Genomic DNA, 24,676 nt, shown 5'->3' on the forward strand with positions numbered 1-24,676 from the left:
CAAGGCCGGATGCCGCGCATTGACGCGGCGCCGGTCTGTGTCAGCCGGCCTCGCGCGCTGGCCGGTTGACACCATTCCTGAATATCTGGAGAACCTGCATGACCCGCAATGATTTGCTTGATCGTCTCGCCACCACGCAGGCTTCTGCCCTGGAGACCCAGGGTCTCGGACTGGTGCCGATGGTTGTCGAGCAGTCCGGCCGGGGCGAGCGCGCGTATGACATCTACTCGCGCCTGCTCAAGGAACGCGTCGTCTTCATGGTAGGCGAGGTCAATGACCAGACCGCCAACCTGGTGGTGGCCCAGTTGCTGTTCCTGGAAAGCGAAAACCCGGACAAGGACGTGTCGCTGTACATCAATTCGCCCGGCGGATCGGTTTCGGCTGGCCTGGCGATTTACGACACGATGCAGTTCATCAAGCCCGATGTGCAGACCCTGTGCATGGGCATGGCGGCGAGCATGGGTGCATTCCTGCTGGCTGCGGGTGCCAAGGGCAAGCGCAGTGCGCTGCCGAATTCGCGCATCATGATTCACCAGCCGCTGGGTGGTGCACGTGGTCAGGCCTCGGACATCGAAATCCAGGCACGCGAGATCCTGTACCTGCGCGAGCGCCTGAACAGCATCCTGTCGGAAGTTACCGGTCAACCGGTCGAGAAGATTGCCCGCGACACCGATCGCGACAACTTCATGAGCGGCGACCAGGCGGTGGACTACGGTCTGATCGACAAGGTGATCACCCGCCGCAGTTGAAATTTGACCGGTGTGCCGGCACATTGGCCTGGAGGCATCCCAACGGAAGCGTCCGGGCGGTGACCGGCAAAGCCGGGCACACCTGCCGCATTGGTCTGCGTCGTGCCAAATGACGAAGGCTACACCGGAACGAGGCTGTGCGCCTCGTTTTTGCGTTTTGCCCCACACGCAGGGGATGCCGCCGACTGCGCCAATTGTTTTGGCGTATGATGCGTTTAATGCGTTTCCCGCCGGGACGTTTCTGGTGGGATCCACACTGCTAATGTGACTGATTCCTATGGCGGACAAAAAAGGTTCATCCAGCGAGAAACTTCTCTATTGCTCGTTCTGCGGCAAGAGCCAGCACGAGGTAAAGAAGCTTATCGCGGGCCCGTCGGTGTTCATTTGCGACGAATGCATCGACCTGTGCAACGAGATTATCCGTGACGAGGCCGCCGCGACCGACAAGGACGCCGCCGCAGTCACGCGCTCGGATCTGCCCACGCCCCACGAAATCCGCGAAAGCCTCGACCAGTACGTGATTGGTCAGGAGCAGGCCAAGAAGATTCTGGCCGTGGCGGTCTACAACCATTACAAGCGTCTGAAGCACCTCGGCAAGAAGGACGATGTCGAGCTGTCGAAGAGCAACATCCTGCTGATCGGGCCCACCGGCTCCGGCAAGACGCTGCTCGCCCAGACGCTGGCGCGCCTGCTGAACGTGCCGTTCGTGATCGCCGATGCCACCACGCTGACCGAAGCCGGCTACGTGGGCGAGGACGTCGAGAACATCATCCAGAAGCTGCTGCAGAACTGCAATTACGAGGTCGAGAAGGCCCAGCGCGGCATCGTCTACATCGACGAAATCGACAAGATCTCGCGCAAGTCCGACAACCCGTCGATCACGCGCGATGTGTCGGGCGAGGGCGTGCAGCAGGCACTGCTGAAGCTGGTCGAGGGCACGATGGCCTCGGTGCCTCCGCAAGGCGGCCGCAAGCATCCGAACCAGGACTTCCTGCAGGTAGACACGACGAACATCCTGTTCATCTGCGGTGGTGCATTCGATGGCCTGGAAAAGGTCATCATGCAGCGTTCGGACAAGACCGGCATCGGTTTTGACGCGCAGGTGCAGAGCAAGGAAGAGCGCGAGGTCAGCGAGGTGCTCCCGCAGACCGAGCCGGAGGATCTGATCAAGTTTGGTCTGATTCCGGAACTCATCGGGCGTCTGCCGGTGGTGGCAACGCTGGCCAAGCTGGACGAGGCCGCGCTGATGCAGATCCTGGTCGAGCCGAAGAACGCGCTGGTCAAGCAGTATCAGAAGCTGCTGGCCATGGAAGGTGTCGAGCTGGAGATTCGCCCAGCCGCGCTGACCGCGATTGCGCGCAAGGCCATCCGCCGCAAGACGGGTGCCCGCGGCCTGCGTTCGATCCTCGAACAATCGCTCATGGACGTCATGTACGACCTCCCCAACTACAAGGGCGTGCAGAAGGTGGTGATCGACGAAAACACGATCACCGGCGATGCGCCGCCGCTGCTCATGTACGAAGAGCAGCAGCCCAAGGTGGCAGGCTCGAACTAAGCGAGGTCCAACTGACGCCGAACGTGCCGGACCCACGTGGTCCCAACCAGACTGGCGAATCTCTCAAGCTGCCGTTCGCTGGAAAGCGAGCGGCTTTTTTTGTTCAATTCCACAAACTAACGGGAGCAAACGCGGGTATGCTGTTTCAGAGTGGGTCGCGGGTGCAGTTTGCGGCACGTATTTTTAGTGCCAGGAATTGATGACGGGTATCTTGCAATCGAATCCCGAGACCCTATTTACGCCTTAAATGACTGACTGGGGAAAATGATGTCCGGAACACAACTCCTCCCGGCTGAGCCGATTCGCCTGCCACTGTTGCCACTGCGCGACGTGGTGGTGTTTCCGCACATGGTGATCCCACTGTTCGTGGGACGCCCGAAGTCCATCAAGGCGCTCGAGACTGCGATGGAGTCGGGCAAGAGCATCATGCTCGTGGCACAGAAGACGGCCGCCAAAGACGAACCGACAGCCGAAGACCTCTACGAGGTTGGCTGCATCGCCAATATCCTGCAAATGCTGAAGCTCCCCGACGGTACCGTTAAGGTACTGGTCGAGGGTACGCAACGTGCAAACATCACCGAGGTGACCGAGGACGATTCGCACTTCATGTGCGAAGCCGTGCCTGTGCCGCCCGCTTCGGCGGAATCGGCCGAGACCGAGGCCCTGCGCCGCGCGATCGTGTCGCAGTTTGACCAGTACGTAAAGCTCAACAAGAAGATCCCGCCGGAGATCCTGACGTCGCTGTCGGGCATCGACGAGGCCGGCCGCCTGGCCGACACCATTGCCGCGCATCTGCCGATCAAGCTCGAGCAGAAGCAGAAGATCCTGGAAATGGTGAAGGTGACCGAGCGTCTGGAGAGCCTGCTGTCGCAGCTCGAGGGCGAGATCGACATCCTGCAGGTGGAAAAGCGCATCCGTGGCCGCGTCAAGCGCCAGATGGAAAAGTCTCAGCGCGAGTACTACCTGAACGAGCAGGTCAAGGCCATTCAGAAGGAACTGGGCGAGGGCGAGGAAGGTGCCGACCTTGAAGAGCTGGACAAGCGCATCAAGGCCGCACGCATGCCCAAGGAGGCCAAGAAGAAGGCCGACGCCGAGTTCAAGAAGCTCAAGCTGATGTCGCCGATGTCGGCCGAGGCGACCGTCGTGCGCAACTACATCGACACGCTGGTCAACCTGCCGTGGCGCAAGAAGAGCAAGGTCAACAACGACCTGGCCAACGCCGAGCGCGTGCTGGATGAAGACCATTACGGTCTGGAGAAGGTCAAGGAACGCATCCTTGAGTATCTTGCCGTGCAACAGCGCGTGGACAAGGTGAAGGCGCCGATCCTGTGCCTGGTCGGGCCTCCCGGCGTGGGCAAGACGTCGCTGGGTCAGTCGGTGGCACGCGCTACGAACCGGAAGTTCGTGCGCATGGCACTGGGTGGCGTGCGTGACGAGGCCGAGATTCGCGGTCACCGCCGTACCTACATCGGGTCGATGCCGGGCAAGATCCTGCAGAGCCTGTCGAAGGTTGGCGTGCGCAATCCGCTCTTCCTGCTCGACGAGATCGACAAGATGGGCATGGACTTCCGTGGCGACCCGTCGTCGGCCCTGCTCGAAGTGCTGGACCCGGAACAGAACCACACGTTCCAGGACCACTACATCGAAGTGGACTTCGACCTGTCGGACGTGATGTTCGTGGCAACGTCGAACTCGCTGAACATTCCGCCGCCGCTGCTGGACCGGATGGAAGTGATCCGCCTGTCGGGTTACACCGAAGACGAGAAGGTGAACATCGCCACGCGCTACCTGCTGCCGAAACAGATCCGCAACAACGGTCTGAAGCAGGGCGAGATCGAAGTCACCGAAGCGGCCATCCGCGACATCATTCGCTACTACACGCGTGAAGCGGGCGTCCGCTCGCTGGAACGCGAGGTGTCGAAGATTGCCCGCAAGGTGGTCAAGCTGCTGCTGCTGAAGAAGGAGTCGAACTCGGTGAAGGTGGATTCCGAGAACCTCGACAAATTCCTGGGCGTGCGCAAGTACGACTTCGGTCTGGCCAACAAGGAAAACCAGGTGGGCCAGGTGACCGGTCTGGCGTGGACGGAAGTGGGTGGCGATCTGCTGACCATCGAAGCCGCGATCATGCCGGGCAAGGGCAACATCTCGCGTACCGGTTCGCTGGGCGACGTGATGAAGGAATCGGTCGAGGCCGCGCGGTCGGTGGTGCGTTCGCGGGCGCGTCGTCTGGGCATTACGGATGAGATGTTCGAGAAGCGCGACATCCACATCCACGTGCCCGAAGGCGCCACGCCCAAGGATGGACCGTCGGCAGGTATCGCGATGACCACGGTGCTGGTGTCGGTGCTGACGGGGATTCCCGTGCGTGCCGATGTGGCGATGACCGGCGAGATCACGCTGCGCGGTGAAGTGCTGCCGATCGGTGGACTCAAGGAAAAGCTGCTGGCTGCCCACCGTGGCGGTATCAAGCTGGCGCTGATCCCCGAGGAAAACGTGAAGGACCTGGCGGATATCCCCGACAACGTCAAGAACGCCATCGAGATCGTGCCCGTGCGCTGGATCGACAAGGTGCTGGAGCTGGCACTCGAGCGCAAGCCCGAGGCGCTGCCTGAGGAAGATGCCAAGCCTGCCGATGTGGCAGACAAGGGCGAGTCCAAGGTCGAGCGCATTCATCACTGATCGACGTCATCGTCGAAACGCCAGAAAAGCCGCGGGTTAGCGCCCGCGGCTTTTTTTGTTTGCTTGCCCGGCGTGATGCAAAAGAATCGTGAAATCAACGCTTGGCAAATCGAAAAGTCTCGTATTACAATCGCGGCCTCGCAACGCAAACAGCGGCAAGCAAGCAGTAACCGCCGAATCGTGCGCAGCGAGAATTACCTTGCAGGCAACTGGCTTGCGTGGTCCATGTGGGTGCTTAGCTCAGTTGGTAGAGCGGCGCCCTTACAAGGCGTAGGTCGGGGGTTCGAGCCCCTCAGCACCCACCACACTGGATCGCGACGAACAAACAGGCTTAGCAAGGGCACCGACGCAAGGAGTGGTAGTTCAGTCGGTTAGAATACCGGCCTGTCACGCCGGGGGTCGCGGGTTCGAGTCCCGTCCACTCCGCCAAGTAAAAATGCCCGCATCAGCGGGTTTTTTTATTTGTATCGTCCGAATGATCTGGGCAGCGGGCATTCCGGCTCGCTGGCATCGAAGCTCAGGCAGCATCGACGACTTCCCTGACACAACCTCATTCGACGCCACATATTCCGCAGGTCTGGCGGCCCGGTCCTGATAGAATCGCAAAGTTTGACCGTCGGCCCAAGGCCTCAACCCTTTCACCCGAAAAGCATGCTTGATTTCGTACGCAACAACCGGCGCCTGATGCTTTTGCTGCTGCTGGTGCTTGTCTTCCCGTCGTTCGTGTTCTTCGGTGTCGAGAGCTACTCGCGCTTCATGGACAGCTCGCACGACGCCGCCAAGGTCGATGGCCGTACCATCACCGTGCAGGAAGTCGACAACGTGGTGCGTGACCAGACCGAGCGCATGCGCCAGATGCTTGGCAGCAACTACGACCCGCGCATGTTCGAGGGCGCCGCGGCGCGCCAGTCCGTACTGGACCAGCTGATCCTGCAGCGCGTGGTGGCCGACGCCACGGCCAAGAAGAATCTGACCGTTTCCAATGAGCAACTGCGCCAGGCCATCGAGTCCATTCCGGCGATCGCCCAGCTGCGCGGCCCGGACGGCAAGTTCGACGAGAAAGCCTATATCCAGCTGCTGGCCCAGCAGGGCATGACGCCCGAACAGCTCGACGCCCGCATGCGTTTCGAGCTGGCGACGCAGCAACTGGGTGGCGCCGTGGGCACCACCGCGTTCGTGCCGAAGTCGCTGCTCGATCGTCTGATCGCCATCCGCGACCAGCAGCGCGACGTACAGGCCATGCTCATCAAGCCGGCTGATTTCACGTCGAAGGTGACGGCCGATGCCGCCGCGCTGAAGGCTTATTACGAGTCGCATCAATCGGCTTACACCACGCCCGAGCAGGCCAAGGTGGAGTACGTGGTGCTGTCGGGCGATGCCATGGCAGCCAGCCAGACCGTGACGCCGGAAGAGTTGAAGTCCTTCTACGACAGCAATGCCCAGCGTTTCCGCACGGAAGAGCAGCGACGCGCCAGCCATATCCTGATCACGGTTCCGAAGGACGCCAAGGACGCGGATCGCAAGGCCGCCAAGGACAAGGCTGAAAAGCTGCTGGAAGACGTGCGCAAGCATCCGGAGACGTTTGCGGATGTGGCGAAGAAGAACTCGCAGGATCCGGGTTCGGCGGAGAAGGGCGGCGACCTCGGTTTCATGGGTCGCGGCGCGCTGGTCAAGCCGTTCGAGGACGCCATGTACGCGCTCAAGGACGGCCAGATCAGCGATCTCGTGGAAACCGACTACGGCTACCACATCATCAAGCTGACCGGTATCAAGCCTGCCGCAACGCAGCCGCTGGACGAAGTGCGTCCGGAGCTCGAAGCCGAGCTGAAGAAGCAGCTGGCCAGCAAGGCGTACACGGAACAGGCTGATGCCTTTGGCAACACCGTCTACGAACAGTCCGACAGCCTGAAGCCGGCTGCCGACAAGTTCAAGCTGACGATCCAGACCGCTGACAACGTCACGCGCCAGCCGAATCCGGCCCTGGGCAAGGACAATCCGCTCAACAACGACAAGGTTCTGAAGGCCCTGTTCAGCGACGACACGATCAAGAACAAGCGCAATACCGAGGCTATCCAGGTGGGCCCGACGACGCTGGTGGCAGCGCGTATCGTGGATTACCGCCCGGCGACCGCGCGCAAGTTCGAGGACGTGGAAGCCCAGGTGCGCCAGGCATATGTCGCGCAGCAGGCCGCCGAACTGGCCCGCAAGGATGGCGAGGCCAAGCTGGAAGCGCTGAAGAAGGCCGACAGCGCCAACGGATTCGGTTCGACGCTGACGGTGTCGCGCGCCAAGGCCGACAACCTGTCGCCGAAGGCCGTGGACGCGATCATGCGCGCCGATGCCACCAAGCTGCCGTCGGTGGTGGGTGTGGACCTGGGCGCGGATGGCTATGCGATCTATCGCATCACCAAGGTCAGCACGCCGGCGGAAGCCAATGCCGGGCAGCGCCAGGCCGATGCGCAACAGCTGAGCCAGCTGGCCGGCCAGACCGAACTGGCGGCCTACTATGAATCGCTCAAGGCCCAGGCAAAGGTCAAGATCCTGCACCCCGCGAAGGCGGAGGATCTGGCGCCCGCCAGCGAAGCCGCCGCGCACTGATACGGCGTCGCAACGCCGAACGGCAAAAAGCCCCTGCAGGTGCATACCGCAGGGGCTTTTTCTTTTCCTTTTCGATTTGTCGGCCGGTGTCCGCACAGCCGGACAGGCACGGTGGCGGCGGTTCAGCGGCGCTTGACCGGGGCCTTCAACAGGGGCTTCAGCGCTGGCCAGACCGTGTCGAGCAGCGTTGCCTGGGCTGCCGAGGTCGGATGAATCCGATCCTCCTGGAACCACTCGGGCCGTGTTACCACCTTGTCCAGCAGGAACGGCACCAACTGCGTTCGATATTCCCCGGCGAGCTTCGGAAACAGGCCGAAGAACCGCTCGGCGTAGTCGGCACCGTAGTTCGGTGGGATGCGCATGCCGATCAGCACCACCTGCGCGCCTGCCTTCTGGGCGTCGCCGATGATGCTGCGCAGGTTGGCTTCGGTCGACGGCAGCGACAGGCCGCGCAGCGCGTCGTTGGCGCCCAGTTCCACGATCACGATGGCCGGCTTGTGCCGCTTGAGCAGGTCCGGCAGCCGGGTCTTGCCGCCGACCGTGGTTTCGCCGCTGATGCTGGCATTCACGACGCTATAATCGAACCGCTCGTGGCGCAGGCGTTCCTGAAGCAGGCTTGCCCAGCCAGTACCGCGGGCGATGCCGTATTCGGCCGACAGGCTGTCTCCCAGCACCAGCACCGCGGGCCCGGCCGATGCAGCCGCCGCGCCCTGCGCCATGGCGGGCGGTATCAGCAGTGAACCGAACAGGGCGACCGCTGTCGCACCACAAGCTGCCAGCATCCGCCGGCGACCAACGTTTGCAATCCTCTCGCGCATGTCCTCTTCCATTCTTGCTGTCGAATCACTCGGAAAGACCGTAGCCGACACGACGGGTTCGCTGACGATTCTGCACGACGTCTCGTTTTCCGTCACGGCGGGCGAAACGCTGGCCATCGTCGGCGCTTCGGGGTCGGGCAAATCCACGCTGCTGGGCCTGCTGGCCGGGCTCGACCTGCCCAGCACCGGTTCGGTTCGGTTGCACGGCCAGGACATCTTCCAGCTCGATGAAGACCAGCGCGCCGCGCTGCGCGGGCGCCATGTGGGTTTCGTATTCCAGTCGTTCCAGCTCGTCGGTCACCTCACCGCGCTGGAAAACGTGATGCTGCCGCTGGAGCTACGTGGCGAAACCGTGCGCGTACGCGAGCGTGCCACGGAAATGCTCGAGCGTGTGGGATTGGGCAAGCGCCTGACGCACTATCCGCGCACGCTGTCGGGGGGTGAACAGCAGCGGGTGGCACTGGCCCGTGCCTTCGTGGCGCGGCCGGACATCCTGTTTGCCGACGAGCCGACAGGCAGCCTGGACACCACCACCGGCGAAGCCGTGATCGCGCTGATGTTTGAACTCAATCGCGATGCCGGCTCCACGCTGGTGCTGGTGACCCACGACCGCTCGGTAGCCGCGCGTTGCGGCCGCATCCTGACGATCGAAGCCGGACGCGTGGCCAGTGACGAGTTGATGGGTACCGAAATCTAGCCGACGGCCAGCCGATCCAGCCGGCGGGGGCGGCAAGGGCGGCAAGGGCCGCCGCCTGCCTCAGCCGCGCGCCAGCACGCCGCGGGCGCGGGCAATCAGCGCTGCCGTCGACGCATCATGCGTGGATGTCCCCTGGCCCGTCAGTTCCTGTTCGATCGGGCGCGCCAGGATCTTGCCCAGTTCCACGCCCCACTGGTCGAACGAATTGATGTTCCACACCACGCCCTGCACGAAGGTGCGGTGCTCGTAGAGGGCGATCAGCGCGCCCAGCACGTGTGGCGTCAGGTCCTCCATCAGCAGCGTATTGCTGGGGCGGTTGCCCTCGAAGACCATATGCGGGATGCGTGCCTCGTCCGTGACGCCGGCGGCGCGCAATTCATCGGCGCCACGGCCGCGCATCAGCGCCTCGGCCTGGGCAAAGCAATTGGCCAGCAGCTTGGCGTGATGGCCAGGCACATCGCGGGGCGGCACCAGCGGTGCCACGAAATCCACGGGCACGATCTGCGATCCCTGGTGGATCATCTGGAAGTAGGCGTGCTGGCCGTTGGTGCCCGCCGTGCCCCAGACCACCGGCGAGGTTTGCACATGCGCCGGGTCGCCGTTCAGCTGCACCGACTTGCCGTTGCTTTCCATCTCCAGCTGCTGGAGGAAGGCCGGAAACAGTTCGAGCGACGTCGAATACGGCGCCATGCAACTGGTCGGCATTCCAAAGAAATTGCGATACCAGATGCCCAGCATGCCCATCACGACGGGCATGTTGCGCGCCAGCGGGGCCGTGCGGAAATGGTCGTCCATGGCTCGCCCGCCCAGCAGCAGGTCTTCAAAGGCGTCGAAGCCCACAGCCAGTGCAATCGACAGGCCGACTGACGACCAGAGCGAAAAACGGCCGCCGATCCAGTCCCAGAACTCGAACATGTTGGCCGGATCGATGCCGAACTTGACCACGGCTTCGCGGTTGGTCGACACGGCAACGAAATGGCGCGCCAACTGGTTCTCGGCCACGCCATGGTGCAGGAACCAGTCGCGCATGCTGCATGCGTTGGCCATGGTCTCCAGCGTGGTGAACGTCTTCGAGCACACGATGACCAGTGTGCGCGCAGGGTCCAGCCGTACTAGCGTTTCGGCCAGTTCGGTGCCGTCGACATTGGACACGAAATGCATGCGGGGCCCTTGCGGGTCCGCCAGGTGGGCCAGGGCACGGCACACCATGCGGGGGCCCAGATCCGAACCGCCGATGCCAATGTTGACGATGTCGGTGATGGTCTGGCCGTTGAACCCGGTCCAGGTGCCGGTGCGCACGCGGGCGGCAAAATCGCGCATGCGGCGCAGCACGTCGTTCACGCCGGGCATGACCGATGACCCATCCACCTTGAACGGAGCGTCGGGCAGGGCCCGCAAGGCGACGTGCAGGGCGGCACGGTCCTCGGTCGTATTGATGTGTTCGCCCGCGAACATGGCGTCGCGGCGCTGGGCCACGCCCGCTTCCTCGGCCAGCTTCATGAGCAGGGCAAAGGTCTCGAACGTGATGCGGTTCTTCGAGAAGTCGAGGTACAGGCCGGCGGCTTCCAGCGAAAAGTCCTCGACCCGGCGGGCGGCTTCGGCCTCGGCAAACCACTGCTGCATCGGCGTATGGCGGATGGCATCGTAGTGGTTGCGAAGGGCGGTCCAGGCGTGGAGTTCAGTCGGCATGGGGTGTTCTGAAATTCTCGGGGCATGGCCCGCCGTGACGGGCCTGAGCGCAAGTATATCGCTCCGATGTGATGTCAAAAGCCGAAAGTAGCAGCAAAACGTAACGGCACTTGCGGCATCGGCAAAACCTTAACAGCCCATCCGCCCGGCCCGTATCGGGCGTTGTCCGACGTGCGGGCCGGCATTGTGCGCGGATGTGCCCAGTGTTTGTGAGCCGGAAGCGGTGCCCGGGTATGTGCGCCAGCGCGCCTTCGCGGCAATCGGCGGTGGGCGCCGGCGGTCGGTGGCAATCAGCGGCAATCAGCGGCGCAGTCGTGTGGCCACCCGGCGCAGCAAGGGTTCGCCGCCTGCCACGCACAAGCCACCGACGCAGATCACGGCGATGCCCAGGGCGGTGGTCCAGTCCGGCAGGTGGCCGAACGCGAAGTATCCGACCACGGTAGCGGAAAAGATCTGCAGGTACAGGAACGGGCTCAGGAACGATGCGTCGGCATACTGGAACGCGCGGATCACAAAGTAGTGTCCGAGCGACCCGGTGAGCCCTGCCGACAGCAGCAGCGCGCCTTGTGCCAGTGTCGGCACGGACTCGAACCAGAAAAACGGCACCAGCAGCGTGGTCAGCGCGGCACCAGTCACGCCGCTCTGGATCAGGGTGGTCATGGGCGCATCATGCGCGGCGATGCGTCGCGTCAGCATCTGCAGCAGGGCAAACAGCAGCGCCGACAGCAGACCCAGCCCCACGCCCAGTGCATCTAGCTCGCCGCCAGGGCGGACCACGACCAGCATGCCGGCGAAGCCGATACCGACGCCGATCCAGCGGGTCCAGCGCGCATGCAGGCTGGGGCGCTCGCCCAGCAGCCAGGGCGACAGCGCCACGACGATCAGCGGTGCGCAGAAGTTCAGGGCGGTAGCCGTGGCCAGCGGCATCAGCTTCAACACGCTGAAGAACACCAGGGTCGAGGCCAGCATCAGCGCGCCGCGCAGCCACTGCAGGCGTGGCGCGGTCGGGCGCGACTGGCGTTGCCAGCGTGCCGGGCCGATCAGCAGGAAAATGGCCACCACGTGGCCCAGATACCGGACCCAGGCCACGGCCACCACGGGCAGGCCCTGCTGGGTCAGCGTCTTGCCCGTGGCATCGAGCAGACTCAGGATCCATTGCCCGATGACCAGCAGCGCGATGCCAGTCAGCAGCCGGCGCCGCGCGCCATCGCCATTTTCGTCACCGGTCAGTGTCGCAACCTGGGTCATGCCGCGCCGCCTTGCAGCAACGCATTGAAGATGGCCCGTGCAGGCAGGTAGAGTTCGCTCGCGGTCAGGCCCGCGGGGCCGGTGCCGGCGTCCACCAGGCGATCGGCGGCGCGCCCGTGGATCCACACCCCGGCACGTGCGGCGGCCAGCAGCGGCACGCCTTGCGCCAGCAGTGCGCCGATCATGCCGGCCAGCACGTCTCCGGTGCCGGCCGTGGACAGCCCGGCATTCCCGGTGGGATTGATGGTGGCGGGCGCGTTCTCCGCCGTTGCGATCACCGTGCCCGATCCCTTCAGTACGACCGTGGCTTGCCAGCGGGTGGCCAGTGCGTGCGCTGCAGCCAGGCGGTCGCGCTGCACGTCGGCCACATTGCTGCCCAGCAGGCGCGCCGCTTCCAGCGGATGCGGCGTCATCACGTAGTCCAGGCCGCTGTCGATCAGCGACTGGTTGAGGGTCTCGTCCGCAGCCAGCAGGTTCAACGCATCGGCGTCGAGCACCAATGGCAACGGCGGCTCTGCATTGGCGCAGACGTCGATCAGATGGACGAGCAGCTTGCGCGCGGCCGTGCCGCTGCCCATGCCGGGCCCGGCCACGAATGCCGACATCGTATCGAGCGACAGTTCGGCCACCGGATGCAGCATCAGTTCCGGGTGAACCGGATCGATGGCCGGCGCCGGCTGGGCCAGGAAGCCCACATGCACACGGCCCGCCCCCAGATGCAGCGCGGCGCGTGCGCCCAGCAGCGGCGCGCCGGTCATGCCGTGGTTGCCGCCGATCACGGCCAGGCTGCCAAAGCGGCCCTTGTTGGACGCGTGCTCGCGGCGCGGCAAGGCATGCAGGAAGGCGCCAGGCTGGTTGACGATGGCCACCGGCCGCTCGGCCGGCGGATAGTCCAGGCCTAGCGGGGCGATGTCGATGGCGCCCGCGCAGTCGCGGCCATCCAGCGTCAGCAGCCCCGGCTTGGCGGCCAGGAACGTCAGCGTGCGATGCGCCCGCACGGCCGGCTGGCCAGCGCCCGTATCGGCAAACAGGCCACTGGGGATATCGAGCGCATAGACCGGCAGATGCGACCCATTGAGATGGGCGATCCAGCGTGCCACATCGCCATCGGCGGCGCGGTTCAGGCCGATGCCAAGCAGGCCGTCGACGACGGCGACGCAGCCATTGGGCCAGGGCGGCAGGGCGGCATCGGGGTCCGGATGCATCGCCAGCAGCGGCACGCCGGCGGTGCGGGCCTCGAACCAGGCACGCGCGGCATCGGCAGGCAATTGGTCCGCTTCGGCGATCAGCCAGGCTTCCACCAGTCGCCCGGCCTGGTGCAGGCGCGTGGCCGCCACCAGGGCATCGCCCCCATTATTGCCACGGCCGGCCAGGAACAGGATGCGGCCACTGGGTACGTGCTGGTGGATCCAGCCAGCCGCGGCGGCGCCGGCGCGTGACATCAGCGTGAAGGGTGGCGTGGCATCCAGGCTCGCCTGTTCGACCCGGCGGATCGTCGCCACGTCATAGAGCGGGGTGGGATCGTCACCGACGGCATCGAGCGGGATCCAGGCGGGCGCGGCGTCGGCATTGCCGGTCTGACCGGCCGAAGGGCCTGATGAGGGGGTAGCGGAAGGGCTGGCGGAAGAAAGGACGTCGGTATTCATGTCGTGCTCACGCGGGCGCCAGCCGGTAGCGCGCCGGGGTCAGTCCCTCCATGTCGATGGCAGGCCCCGTGCCCTGGCCGGCGCTGGCGGCAATCTGGTCTGCGGCAATTTTGCCCGAACCGCAGCTCATCGCCCAGCCCGTGGAACCATGCCCCAGATTCAGGAACAGGCCCGGCACGCGCGTGGCACCGATCAGCGGCGGGCCGTCGGGCAGCATGGGCCGGGCGCCTGCCCAAAGCGTGGCCTCCTGATAGTGGCCTGCTACCGGAAACCAGTCGCGTGCCACCTTGATCAGCGTGTTCAGTGCGGCGGGGCGCAAGTCCAGCCGCCGCGAGCCCAGTTCGGCGGTGCCGGCCACACGCAGCCGGTTGCCCATGCGCGTGATGGCCACCTTGAACGATTCGTCCATCAACGCGCCGAGCGGCGCCTGTAGTTCATCGCGCACCATGACCGTGGCCGAATAGCCCTTGACCGGATAAATCGGCACGCGGAGCCCCAGCGGGCGTAGCAGGCGGGCACTGCCCACGCCGGCCGCCACCAGCACGCGATCGGCATGGAGGACTTCCGGCGTGGCACCCCGTTGCGTGGGCGCCAGCTCAACGGACAGCGCGCCGGACGGGTCGGCGCGCAGCCGTGCCACATCGGTCTGGAAGCGGAACTGCACCCCGGCAGCGTCGGCGTGCTGGTGCAGCCGGCGCACGAACATGGGGCAGTTGCCCGATTCGTCCTCGGGCAGGTGCAGGCCGCCCGCCAGCGGGGTATCGTCGGTCAGCCCAGGTTCGATCTGGCGGCAGCCCGCCGCGTCCACCAGGCGGTGCGGCACGTTGTTCTCGCGCAGCAGCGCCAGGGCCGGCGCGGCCAGATCGAAGTCCTTCTGGGTACGGAACAGCTGCAGATAGCCACGCGACTGCTCGTAGTCGATTTCAAGTTCGTCGCGCAGCTGGTGCAGGCATTCGCGGCTGTAGAACGCCACGCGCTGCATGCGCAGCTTGTTGGTGCGATAGCGCGCGCCATCGCATTCGCGCAGCCATCGGCCGATCCAGCGCCACATCGCCGGATCCACGCCGGGCCGGAACAGCACAGGCGATTCGCGCCGGAACATCGCGCGCAGCACCTTGCCCGGCATGCCCGGCGCGGCCCACGGCGTGACGTAGCCGGGTGCGATCACGCCGGCGTTGCCGAAGCTGGCTTCCTGGGCGGCAGCGCCGCGTCGGTCCAGCACGGTGACGGTAAAGCCGGCCTGGCGCAGATACCAGGCCGAGCAGACGCCGATGGCGCCGGCGCCGATGACGATAACGTGCATCCGGGCGGGTTTCCTGTGGATGACTGCGGGTTACTTGAGCTCCTTCGCCATCACCACGTCGGGCAGCCAGGTGACCACGGTGGGCCAGACCGTGATGATGCCGATGGCAACGACCATCATCATGAAGAACGGCAGAGACACGCGCGCAATATAGTTGCTGTCCTTGCCGGTCATGCTCTGGAGCACGAAGAGATTGAAGCCCACGGGTGGCGTCACCTCGGCGATTTCCACCAGCAGCACGATGAAGATGCCAAACCATACCAGATCGAAGCCGGCCGCCTGCACCATGGGCAGCACCGTGGCCGTGGTCAGCGCGATCATCGAGATGCCGTCCAGCGCCGTGCCCAGCAGGATGTAGATCACGGTCAGTACCGCGATCAGCGCCCAGGGCGACAGGTGCAGCGCCGCCACCCATTCGGCCAGCGCACGGGGAATGCCCGTGAAGCTCATGGTGACCGACAGGAACGACGTGGCGCCCAGCACGAACATGATCATCGCGGTGAGCCGGGTGGCCGACATCAGGCTTTCCCAGAACGCCTTGCGCGTCAGCGATCCGCCGGCCCAGGCCAGGCCCAGCGACGCCACCACGCCATAGGCGGCGGCCTCGGTGGCGGTGGAATAGCCGGCCATCATGATCCAGGTGATGAACGCGATCAGGATGATGCAGGGCATCAGCTGCCGGATCGACGCCAGGCGCGCGCCCCAGCCGAAGGTCTCGGCCGGCGGGGTCCGGCTCGGGTTCATCAGCGCCCAGACCACGATGTAGCCCGAAAACAGCAGCATCAGCAGCAGCCCAGGCAGGAATCCGGCCAGGAACACGCGGATGATCGACACGTCGGCCGACACCGCGTACACCACCATCGTGATCGACGGCGGAATCAGGATGCCCAGCGTGCCCGCGCACGACAGCGAACCCAGCGTGACGCGTTCGTCGTAGCCGCGCCGGGTCAGTTCGGGCAGGGCGGACTTGGCGATCGTGGCGCAGGTGGCGGCCGAAGAGCCCGAGACGGAGCCGAAGATGCCGCAGCCCAGGATGTTGACGTGCATGAGGCGTCCGGGCAGCCAGTTCAGCCACGGCGACAGGCCGTTGAACATCTGCTCTGACAGCTTGGTGCGGAACAGGATCTCGCCCATCCACACGAACAGCGGCAGCGACGCCAGCGTGTACGACGCGCTGGACGACCACCATGCGTTGGCCAGGTTCACCAGCGCGTCGTGGTCGGAGAAGATCACCAGGCCCACCCACGACGTGACGGCGATGGCCACGGGAATCCAGGCGCCGATCGCCAGGAAGACGATCATCACCACCAGCAGGACCAGTGCAACGAGTACGGTGCTCATCAGACGGTCTCCCCGAAATCGCCGGCGGCCAGCTTGGCTTCCTGCGCCAGCTGGTAGCGCGGCTTCTGCCGGCGCACCACGCGCAGCCATTCGTCGGCCACTGCCAGCAGGAAGCCGATGGCGCCGAGCACGGCAAAGCTTTGCGGCATCCAGAGCGGAATCACGATCTGGCCTTGCGAGACATCGTTGATTTCCCAGCTCTGCCAAGCGAACGTGCCAAGCGCCCAGGCGGCATAGCCGGCAAAGATCAGGCAGATCGTGAGCGATACCACTTCCAGCGGCCAGCGGCGCCGGGGGCCAACCGCATCGAGCACCATTTCCACGCGCACGATGCCGCCGTGCTGGAAGGTCTGGCCAAGGATCAGAAAGGCTGACGCCGCGCACAGCCAGGCGACGATATCGTCGCCGCCCTTGAGCACGAACAGGGTCTCGCGCGAGATCGACATCGCGATCATGACGATGCAGACCGCCAGGATGCAGAGGGCGCCGAGGGCGGCAAACACGTCAAGCAGATGGTCGAGCCATCGCTTCTTGATGAGGGGGGCTTCCATGAGATAACAGGCTACCGGTAGTACTGCGGACAGCATGGAACAAGCCCGGCGCGATGCCCTGGGCATGCACGCCGGGCCGGTGGAGCGAAACGCGGGGTGGCTTCAGGCCTTGGTGCCTGACGTGGCCTATTTCCGATAGGCGTCGAGAATGGCCTTGCCGTCGTCGCCGGCGCTCTTGGCCCATTCGCCTACCATGGCCTCGCCCACCTTCTGCATGTCGCCCTTCAACTGGGGCGACGGCGGGGCCACCGTCATGCCGTTCTTCGACAGCGTGCCCAGGTATTCCTTGGTCTTTTGTTCGGATACCTGCCAGCCGCGCTTTTCGGCGTCGGCCACGGCCTTGAGCAGGGCGTCCTGGGTGGGCTTGTCCAGCGCGTTGAACGCCTTCTTGCTGACCACCAGCATGTTCTTGGGCAGCCAGGCGTCGACGGTGTAGAAGTACTTCACCGATTCCCAGACCTTGGTGTCCACGCCGGTGGCGCCCGACGACATGAACGAGTTGACCGTGCCCGTGGCCAGGGCCTGGGCCAGGTCGGCCGCCTGGATCGTCACCGGCTGGGCGCTGACCAATTCGGCGATCTTGGATGTGGCCGGGTTATAGGCGCGCCATTTCAGCCCCTTCATGTCGGCGGCGCTGTTGATCGGCTTGTTCGCGTAGATGCCCTGCGGGGGCCAGGCCACCGCGTAGAGCAGCTTCATGCCCTGGCGGTCGAGCACCTTGTCGGTGACTGGCTTCGAGGCTTGCCAGAGCCGGTACGAATCGGCGTAGCTGGTGGCCAGGAAGGGCACCGCATCGACCCCGAACACGGGGTTTTCGTTGGCCAGCAGCGACATCAGGATCTCGCCCATCTGCACCTGGCCGGTCTGCACGCCGCGCTTGATCTCGTTGGCCTTGAGCAGCGAGCCGTTCGGATGGATGACGATCTTGAGCTTGCCGCCGGTGGCCTTTTCCACGTCGCTGGCCATCTGCTGCAGGTTTTCGGTGTGCAGGTTGGTAGCCGGGTATCCGGTTGGCAGGTCCCACTTGGTATCCGCCCGTGCCGCCGTGGCGGCCAGCAGCAGTGCCGCCGCCGCGACTGCCATTGCCTTGACTCGCATCTCGATCTCTCCTGGTGTTGCGCGCGGGCGCCTGCCCGGCTGCGCGGGTTTGGAACTACCTGGAACTGCGCCGCGCCAGGTCTCAATGTCTGAGACATGGCGCGGTACTGCGGTCACGGCGCGGGCCTGGCTCAGCCTGCGTGCTGTGACGGTTGAACGATCGATTCCAATGCAAGGGCCGTGCCCAGCAGGTGCGCGTCGCGCATCGGGCCGTGCGACAGCATCAGCCCGACCGGCAATTCGTCCGGCGCCTGGCACGGCAGCGAGACCGAGCAGCCGTCCAGGAAGTTGAAGGCCGACGTATTGCGCAGCAGCAGGCCGTTGGTACGGAAGAACAGGGCGTCGTCGGTCACCAGCGGGGCGATTGGCGGGGCCACCATCGGCACGGTCGGGCAGACCACGGCGTCGAACGGGGCCAGGCGGGCTTCCATGCGGGCGATCCAGTCCAGCCGGGCGCGGTGCAGCGCGATGTAGTCGGCCGCGCTCATCGCGGCGCCGCGCTCGATTCGGCTCAGCACGCGCGGGTCATAGCGGTCGCGATGGGTGGCCAGCAGGGCGCGGTGATGCGAAAAGGCCTCGGGCGCGGAGAAACCGCCGGCGGCGTTGAGGCCGGCCAGTTCGGCCAGCTCGGGCATGTCCACGTGCTCCACGCGTACCCCGGCCGCCGACAACCGGCCAATGGCCCGCTCGAAGGCGCGCGCCACCACGTCGTCCATGTCATCGAGCACAAGCTGGCGCGGAATGGCGAGCCGCAGGGCCGTGGGTGCGGCAACAACCGGGATGACCGGTGCGTCGGCGATGATGCCGTCCACGGCAATGCAGTCGGACAGCGTGCGCGCCATGGCGCAGGCCGTGTCGAGCGTGTAGGAGAGCGGATACGCGCCGGTCAGCGGCACGCGGCGCGCCGTGGGCTTGTAGCCGGTGATGCCGCACAGGGCGGCCGGAATCCGGATCGATCCGCCGGTGTCGCTGCCCAGTGCGGCCACCGCCGTACCCAGCGCGACGGAAACCGCCGCCCCCGACGACGACCCGCCCGGAATGCGCGCCGTCGTGCCATCGCACGGATTGACCGGCGTACCGAAATGGGGATTGATGCCGACGCCCGAAAACGCGAATTCGGTCATGTTGGTGCGGCCGACCAGGGCTGCCCCGGCGGTGCGCAGCCGCGCTACCACGGCGGCATCGGCCGTGGCGGGTGCCGCGTCCTGGCGGGCCGCCGATGCGGCGCGCGTGACCTCGCCGGCCACGTCGTACAGGTCTTTGACCGATACAGGCAGGCCAGCCAGCGGATGCAGGGGCTTGCCAGTATGCGCGGCGGCGTCGGCGGCACGCGCCACCTGGCTGGCGGCATCGAAGGTGGTGTGAAGGTAGACGGCCTTGCCGGCGGGGCTGGCCGCGCGGGCGGCGGCGTCGGCTATCAGGTCCGTGCGGGACGTTTTGCCGGCGCGCAGGCTGGCGTGGAGGGATTCGAGCGATTCAGGCAGGTCTGGACGAGACAGCATGCGGCGGCTTGACGATGAAGGGCGCCGCGGAACCAGACCGCATTCACGCATTGCCTCTGTGAATTAAGGTATTCATGCTGAGAATTCGCCGATAAACTGTCAAGCCGAAATTGCCGGAACCGGCTTCGGGCTTTCACCTATCGCCACCGGCGCCACAACCCTGCCGCACCTGCCAACTTCACTCGGAGACCCATCCATGGCCCGCAAGCCCGCCCCGGAACGCCTCGCCGATGCCGCCGAGGGCGCGAACCTGGACCCCGCCGCGCGGACCGCGCCGCTGACCCGTGCCGCAGGCGTCAACATTGTGTCGTCGGCGCACCTGGTGTCGGTGCGCAGCCCGGAACTGTCCGAGTTCGAGTTTGGCCTGAATACGGCGTACAACGCCTATAGCCGGTGGGTGGTGCGCTGCATGGGCGCGGCCGGCGTGCGCGACCTGACCTTCCTGGATGTGCTGGTGCTGCACCACGTGAACCATCGCGGCCGGGCCAAGCGGCTGGCCGACATCTGCTTCGTCCTCAACGTTGAGGACACCCACCTGGTCACGTATTCGCTGAAGAAGCTCGTTGGGCTGGGTCTGGTGGCCGGCGAGCGGGTGGGCAAGGAGGCGACCTACGCCACCACCCAGGCCGGCACCGAGGCCTGCGCCCGGTATCGGGAAATCCGCGAGCAGTGCCTGACCAGCAATTTCACGGAAGGCAGTGACGAGAACGTCGAGATCGGCGAACTTGCGCGGCTGCTGCGTGTGCTGACTGGGCTCTACGAGCAGGCAGCGCGCTCGGCTACCTCGCTCTGACGCCACTTCGGGCTCGACTCCGGGGCGAAACTGGGGCCGAACGCGGGGCCCAACCCAGGAACCAACTCAGGCTCCACTTCCGGGCCTGGCCAGGGACGGTCTGGCCGGGGATGCGAGGCGCCGGATGCGCCACCGGGTGGGTCGATTGGCCGTCCAGTGGCCGATTTTCCAGGGACTGTCCGCCGGCGCCACATTGCGCAATGCAAAAAGCGGCCGCCAACAAGGTACAATAGCGGTTTCCCGCCAGCCGGCATTCCATTCAGCAGTGCCAGCCGCCGTTTAGCCCCACCTTCCCACGCCTCCTGACCGTACCGATCATGGCGCATTTCTCGTGCTTCCCTGGCGCTTTGGCGCTTTCCGCTTTCCGTCAGCAACGCCTGCTTGCCGCTCTGCAACAAGTCGACGCCGATATTGAGTCCGTGCATGGCCAGTTCGTGCATTTCGTCGATTCGGACGCCCCGCTGTCCGCCGAGGACCAGACGCGCATCGGCGCGATGCTGACCTATGGCGCACCGTTCACGGCCCAGCCCGAGGGCGACCGTTTCGTGGTGATTCCGCGTTTCGGCACCATTTCGCCGTGGGCCAGCAAGGCCACCGATATCGCCCACAACTGCGGCCTGACTCACGTGCATCGCATCGAGCGCGGCATCGAGATCACCGTGGTCTGCAAGAAGGGACTGCTGCGCGGCCGCAAGTCGCTGGACGCCGGCACCCGTGCCGCCGTGGCCGCGCACCTGTTCGACCGCATGACCGAGACCGTGATCGCCACGCGCGAGGAAGCGGCCGGCCTGTTCCAGGAACTGCCCGCCAAGCCGCTGCAGTTCATCGACATTTCGGCAGGCCGCAGCGCCCTGGCAGACGCCAACACGGCCATGGGCCTGGCGTTGTCGGACGACGAAATCGACTATCTGCTGGAAAACTACGCCAAGCTCGGTCGCAATCCGACCGACGTCGAGCTGATGATGTTCGCGCAGGCCAACAGCGAGCATTGCCGTCACAAGATCTTCAACGCCACCTGGACCATCGATGGCGTGGCGCAGGACAAGTCGCTGTTCGCGATGATCCGCAACACGCACCAGCTGAATCCGCAGGGCTCGATCGTTGCCTATTCGGACAACTCGGCCGTGATGGAAGGCGATGTGGCCGAACGCTGGTTCCCGCGTGGCGCGGACCAGAAATATGGCCGCCACGAGGCGCTGACCCACACGCTGATGAAGGTGGAAACGCACAACCATCCGACCGCGATCTCGCCGTTCGCGGGGGCCTCGACCGGCGCCGGCGGTGAAATCCGCGACGAAGGCGCCACGGGCCGTGGTGCCAAGCCCAAGGCCGGCCTGACCGGTTTCACGGTGTCGAACCTGATGCTGCCGGACGCCATCGAGGGCTGGGAAAATGCGCGCGACGCGGCCCAGCCGTTGGCGCATCGCAACCCCGACGACAAGCCCGGCGTGACCGGCAAGCCGGACCGCATCGCATCGCCGCTGCAGATCATGATCGACGGCCCGCTCGGCGGCGCCGCGTTCAACAACGAATTCGGTCGCGCCAACCTGGGCGGCTACTTCCGCGTCTACGAGCAGAACGTGGGCGGCACGGTGCGCGGCTATCACAAGCCGATCATGATTGCCGGCGGTATCGGCAGCATCGACGCCGGCCACACGCACAAGAACGCGCTGCCGGCCGGCACGCTGCTGATCCAGCTGGGCGGCCCGGGCATGCGCATCGGCATGGGCGGCGGTGCCGCCAGCTCGATGGCCACAGGTACCAATACGGCCGATCTCGACTTCGATTCGGTGCAGCGTGGCAACCCCGAAATGGAGCGCCGTGCCCAGGAAGTGATCAATGCCTGCTGGCAACTGGGCGACGACAACCCGATCCAGTCGATCCATGACGTTGGCGCGGGTGGTATCTCGAATGCATTCCCCGAGCTGGTCGACGGCGCCGATCGTGGCGCGCGCTTCGAGCTGCGCCAGGTGCATCTGGAAGAGTCGGGCCTGTCCCCGGCCGAAATCTGGTGCAACGAGTCGCAGGAACGCTATGTGCTGGCGATCGCTCCGAACGACCTGCCGCGCTTCCAGGCCATGTGCGAACGCGAACGTTCGCCGTTTGCCGTGGTGGGTATCGCCACCGAGGAAAAGCAGCTGCAGTTGGTGGACGCCGATGTGGACGCCGCGCTGAAAGAGCACTTCACCGTCAACATGCCGATGGATGTGCTGCTGGGCAAGCCGCCGCGCATGCATCGCGACGTGCAGCGCGTGGCGCGCGAACTGCCGCCGGTGGACGTGACCGGCATCTCGCTGGAACAGGCCGTGAGCGACGTGCTGCGCCACCCGACCGTGGCCAGCAAGTCGTTCCTGATCACCATCGGCGACCGTACCGTGGGCGGCATGAACGCGCGCGACCAGATGGTCGGCCCGTGGCAGGTGCCGGTGGCGGATGTGGCCGTGACCACGCTCGACTACAAGGGCCGGGCCGGCGAGGCGATGACGATGGGCGAGCGCACGCCGCTGGCCGTGATCGACGCCGCGGCTTCGGGCCGCATGGCAATCGGCGAGGCGCTGACTAACCTGGCGGCCGCCCCGGTCAAGGACCTGAACAAGGTCAAGCTGTCGGCCAACTGGATGGCCGCGTGCGGCGTGGCCGGCGAAGACGCGAAGCTCTACGACACCGTGCATGCCGTGGGCATGGAACTGTGCCCGGCGCTGGGCATCAGCATCCCGGTGGGCAAGGATTCGCTGTCGATGCGCACGAAGTGGTCCGATGCCGACGGCGACAAGGAAGTGGTGGCCCCGGTTTCGCTGATCATCTCGGCGTTCGCGGCGGTGGATGACACCAACAAGACGCTGACGCCGCAACTGCGTACCGACCTTGGCGACACCACGCTGATCGCGATCGACCTCGGCCGTGCGAAGAACCGCATGGGTGGCAGCATCCTGGCGCAGGTGACGCAGCAGGTGGGCGACCGCGCGCCGGACGTGGACAGCGCGGAAGACCTGAAGAACTTCTTCAACGTGATCCAGCGCCTGAATCGCGAAGGTAAGCTGCTGGCCTATCACGACCGCTCCGATGGCGGCTTCATGGCATCCGTCGCGGAAATGGCGTTTGCGGGCCGTACGGGCGTGTCGCTCAACGTGGACATGCTGACGCTGGACCCGACCCAGGAGCAAGACTACGGCGACGCCAAGAACTGGGTGCAGCAGGTTGCCGAACGCCGCAACGACCAGACGCTGCGTGCACTGTTCTCTGAAGAGCTGGGTGCCGTGATCCAGGTGCGCGCGGAAGAGCGCGATGCCGTGTTCGCGGTACTGCGCGAAGCCGGTCTGTCGGCGTGCAGCCACGTGATCGGCAAGCCGAACACGAATGACCAGATCGAGATCTATCGCGACGCGAAGAAGGTTTTCGGCGCAGCGCGTGCCGATCTGCAGCGTACCTGGACCGAGGTGAGCTGGCGCATAGCGCGCCTGCGCGACAACCCGGCTTGCGCGGACAGCGAATACGACCGCGTGCTGGACGCCGCCGATCCTGGCATCAGCCCCGTGCTGACCTTCGATCCGGCGCAAGACATCGCTGCACCGTTCATCGCCACGGGCAACCGTCCGCGCGTGGCAATCCTGCGCGAGCAGGGCGTCAATTCGCAGATCGAGATGGCCTATAGCATGGACCTGGCCGGTTTCGATACGGTGGACGTGCATATGAGCGATCTGATCGCTGGCCGCGCCAGCTTGGCGGATTTCAAGGGTTTCGTGGCCTGCGGCGGCTTCAGCTATGGCGACGTGCTGGGCGCTGGCGAGGGCTGGGCCAAGACCATCCTGTTCAACGGCCAGATGGCGGAGCAGTTTGCGGCGTTCTTCAACCGCCAGGACACTTTCGCGCTTGGCGTGTGCAATGGCTGCCAGATGCTTAGCAACCTGGCCCCGATCATCCCGGGCGCCGGTGCATGGCCGAAGTTCACGCGTAACCAGTCGGAACAGTACGAAGCGCGCTTCGTGACCGTGGAAGTCCAGCCGTCGCCGTCGATCTTCTTCGCCGGCATGGAAGGCAGCCGCATCCCCATCGCGGTGGCGCACGGCGAAGGCTTTGCCGATTTCTCGCAGCAAGGCGATATCGCGAAGGTAGGCGTAGCGCTGCGTTTCGTCGACAACCGCGGTGCCGTGACGCAGACCTATCCGCTGAACCCGAACGGCTCGCCGCAAGGCATCACATCGGTGACGACTGTGGACGGCCGCTTCACCGCGCTGATGCCGCACCCGGAGCGCGTGTTCCGTGCTGCGACGATGAGCTGGGCGCCCGACGCATGGAAGGACATCGCCGACGGCGGGAGCCCGTGGATGCGCATGTTCCGCAATGCGCGCAAGTGGGTCGGTTGATCGAGCCCACTGCTTCGAGAGAAACGCCCGCGCAAGCGGGCGTTT

At 65.3% G+C, this 24,676-nt stretch carries 16 protein-coding genes and 2 tRNA genes; 9 read left to right on the forward strand and 9 right to left on the reverse strand.

The window, feature by feature from the left end; all coding sequences use genetic code 11:
- Positions 1-98: 98 nt before the first annotated feature.
- The 6 genes from clpP to CYJ10_RS29665 all read left to right on the forward strand — a co-directional run bounded on the left by clpP (position 99) and on the right by CYJ10_RS29665 (position 7,581).
- Positions 99-749 (forward strand): ATP-dependent Clp endopeptidase proteolytic subunit ClpP, encoded by a 651-nt coding sequence (gene clpP / locus CYJ10_RS29640; protein ID WP_008651661.1) that lies wholly within the window; start codon positions 99-101, stop codon positions 747-749.
- A 277-nt stretch (positions 750-1,026) separates the two neighbouring features.
- Positions 1,027-2,304 (forward strand): ATP-dependent Clp protease ATP-binding subunit ClpX, encoded by a 1,278-nt coding sequence (gene clpX, locus CYJ10_RS29645; RefSeq protein WP_101685013.1) that lies wholly within the window; start codon positions 1,027-1,029, stop codon positions 2,302-2,304.
- Between the two features lie 267 nt (positions 2,305-2,571).
- A complete protein-coding gene (gene lon, locus CYJ10_RS29650) occupies positions 2,572-4,983 on the forward strand; it encodes an endopeptidase La (RefSeq protein ID WP_101685056.1) in 2,412 nt (803 codons plus the stop codon).
- Positions 4,984-5,212: 229 nt separating this feature from the next.
- Positions 5,213-5,288: transfer RNA gene (locus CYJ10_RS29655), tRNA-Val, on the forward strand.
- 47 nt (positions 5,289-5,335) lie between these two features.
- A tRNA-Asp gene (locus CYJ10_RS29660) sits at positions 5,336-5,412 on the forward strand.
- Positions 5,413-5,634: 222 nt separating this feature from the next.
- On the forward strand, positions 5,635-7,581 hold the full coding sequence (locus tag CYJ10_RS29665) for a SurA N-terminal domain-containing protein (RefSeq protein ID WP_101685014.1): 1,947 nt from the start codon (positions 5,635-5,637) through the stop codon (positions 7,579-7,581).
- Positions 7,582-7,703: 122 nt separating this feature from the next.
- Here the strand turns inward: CYJ10_RS29665 and CYJ10_RS29670 are convergent, their stop codons facing one another.
- Positions 7,704-8,399 carry an arylesterase gene (locus tag CYJ10_RS29670; RefSeq protein WP_374703322.1) on the reverse strand — a complete coding sequence of 232 codons (696 nt, stop codon included), beginning with the start codon at positions 8,397-8,399 and terminating at the stop codon, positions 7,704-7,706.
- Here CYJ10_RS29670 and CYJ10_RS29675 point away from each other — a divergent pair.
- Positions 8,398-9,096 (forward strand): ABC transporter ATP-binding protein, encoded by a 699-nt coding sequence (locus CYJ10_RS29675; RefSeq protein ID WP_101685015.1) that lies wholly within the window; start codon positions 8,398-8,400, stop codon positions 9,094-9,096. The two genes, CYJ10_RS29670 and CYJ10_RS29675, sit on opposite strands and share 2 nt — an antisense overlap.
- 60 nt (positions 9,097-9,156) lie before the next feature.
- Here the strand turns inward: CYJ10_RS29675 and pgi are convergent, their stop codons facing one another.
- From pgi to CYJ10_RS29715, 8 genes are all read right to left on the reverse strand, one after another.
- Positions 9,157-10,785, reverse strand: coding sequence for a glucose-6-phosphate isomerase (gene pgi, locus CYJ10_RS29680; protein ID WP_101685016.1), 1,629 nt, complete (start codon positions 10,783-10,785; stop codon positions 9,157-9,159).
- Between the two features lie 300 nt (positions 10,786-11,085).
- Complete coding sequence (locus CYJ10_RS29685; protein WP_101685017.1) at positions 11,086-12,033, reverse strand: DMT family transporter; 948 nt, start codon at positions 12,031-12,033, stop codon at positions 11,086-11,088.
- Positions 12,030-13,679 carry an NAD(P)H-hydrate dehydratase gene (locus CYJ10_RS29690; RefSeq protein WP_101685018.1) on the reverse strand — a complete coding sequence of 550 codons (1,650 nt, stop codon included), beginning with the start codon at positions 13,677-13,679 and terminating at the stop codon, positions 12,030-12,032. Before CYJ10_RS29690 ends, CYJ10_RS29685 begins: the two co-directional genes overlap by 4 nt.
- 7 nt (positions 13,680-13,686) lie before the next feature.
- Positions 13,687-14,982, reverse strand: a complete 1,296-nt coding sequence (locus CYJ10_RS29695; RefSeq protein ID WP_101685019.1) for a D-amino acid dehydrogenase — start codon at positions 14,980-14,982, stop codon at positions 13,687-13,689.
- A 30-nt stretch (positions 14,983-15,012) separates the two neighbouring features.
- A complete protein-coding gene (locus CYJ10_RS29700; protein WP_101685020.1) occupies positions 15,013-16,323 on the reverse strand; it encodes a TRAP transporter large permease in 1,311 nt (436 codons plus the stop codon).
- Entirely contained in the window at positions 16,323-16,874 is a 552-nt protein-coding gene (locus CYJ10_RS29705) for a TRAP transporter small permease subunit (RefSeq protein ID WP_101685021.1), read from the reverse strand. The genes CYJ10_RS29700 and CYJ10_RS29705 overlap by 1 nt, the downstream gene beginning before the upstream one ends.
- Positions 16,875-17,000: 126 nt before the next feature.
- Positions 17,001-17,972, reverse strand: coding sequence for a TRAP transporter substrate-binding protein (locus CYJ10_RS29710; protein ID WP_101685022.1), 972 nt, complete (start codon positions 17,970-17,972; stop codon positions 17,001-17,003).
- 131 nt (positions 17,973-18,103) lie between these two features.
- The gene (locus CYJ10_RS29715) at positions 18,104-19,474 is read right to left on the reverse strand and encodes an amidase (protein ID WP_101685023.1); all 1,371 of its coding nucleotides are present in this window, start codon (positions 19,472-19,474) and stop codon (positions 18,104-18,106) included.
- 196 nt (positions 19,475-19,670) lie between these two features.
- On the opposite strand from CYJ10_RS29715, the gene CYJ10_RS29720 reads away from it, so the two are divergent.
- Both CYJ10_RS29720 and purL read left to right on the forward strand, forming a co-directional pair.
- Complete coding sequence (locus CYJ10_RS29720) at positions 19,671-20,267, forward strand: winged helix DNA-binding protein (RefSeq protein WP_101685024.1); 597 nt, start codon at positions 19,671-19,673, stop codon at positions 20,265-20,267.
- 317 nt (positions 20,268-20,584) lie between these two features.
- Positions 20,585-24,631, forward strand: coding sequence for a phosphoribosylformylglycinamidine synthase (gene purL, locus CYJ10_RS29725; protein WP_101685025.1), 4,047 nt, complete (start codon positions 20,585-20,587; stop codon positions 24,629-24,631).
- The last annotated feature ends 45 nt before the right edge of the window (positions 24,632-24,676 follow it).

Origin of the sequence: Cupriavidus pauculus (assembly GCF_002858765.1) — a bacterium.
GTDB lineage: Bacteria > Pseudomonadota > Gammaproteobacteria > Burkholderiales > Burkholderiaceae > Cupriavidus > Cupriavidus pauculus_B.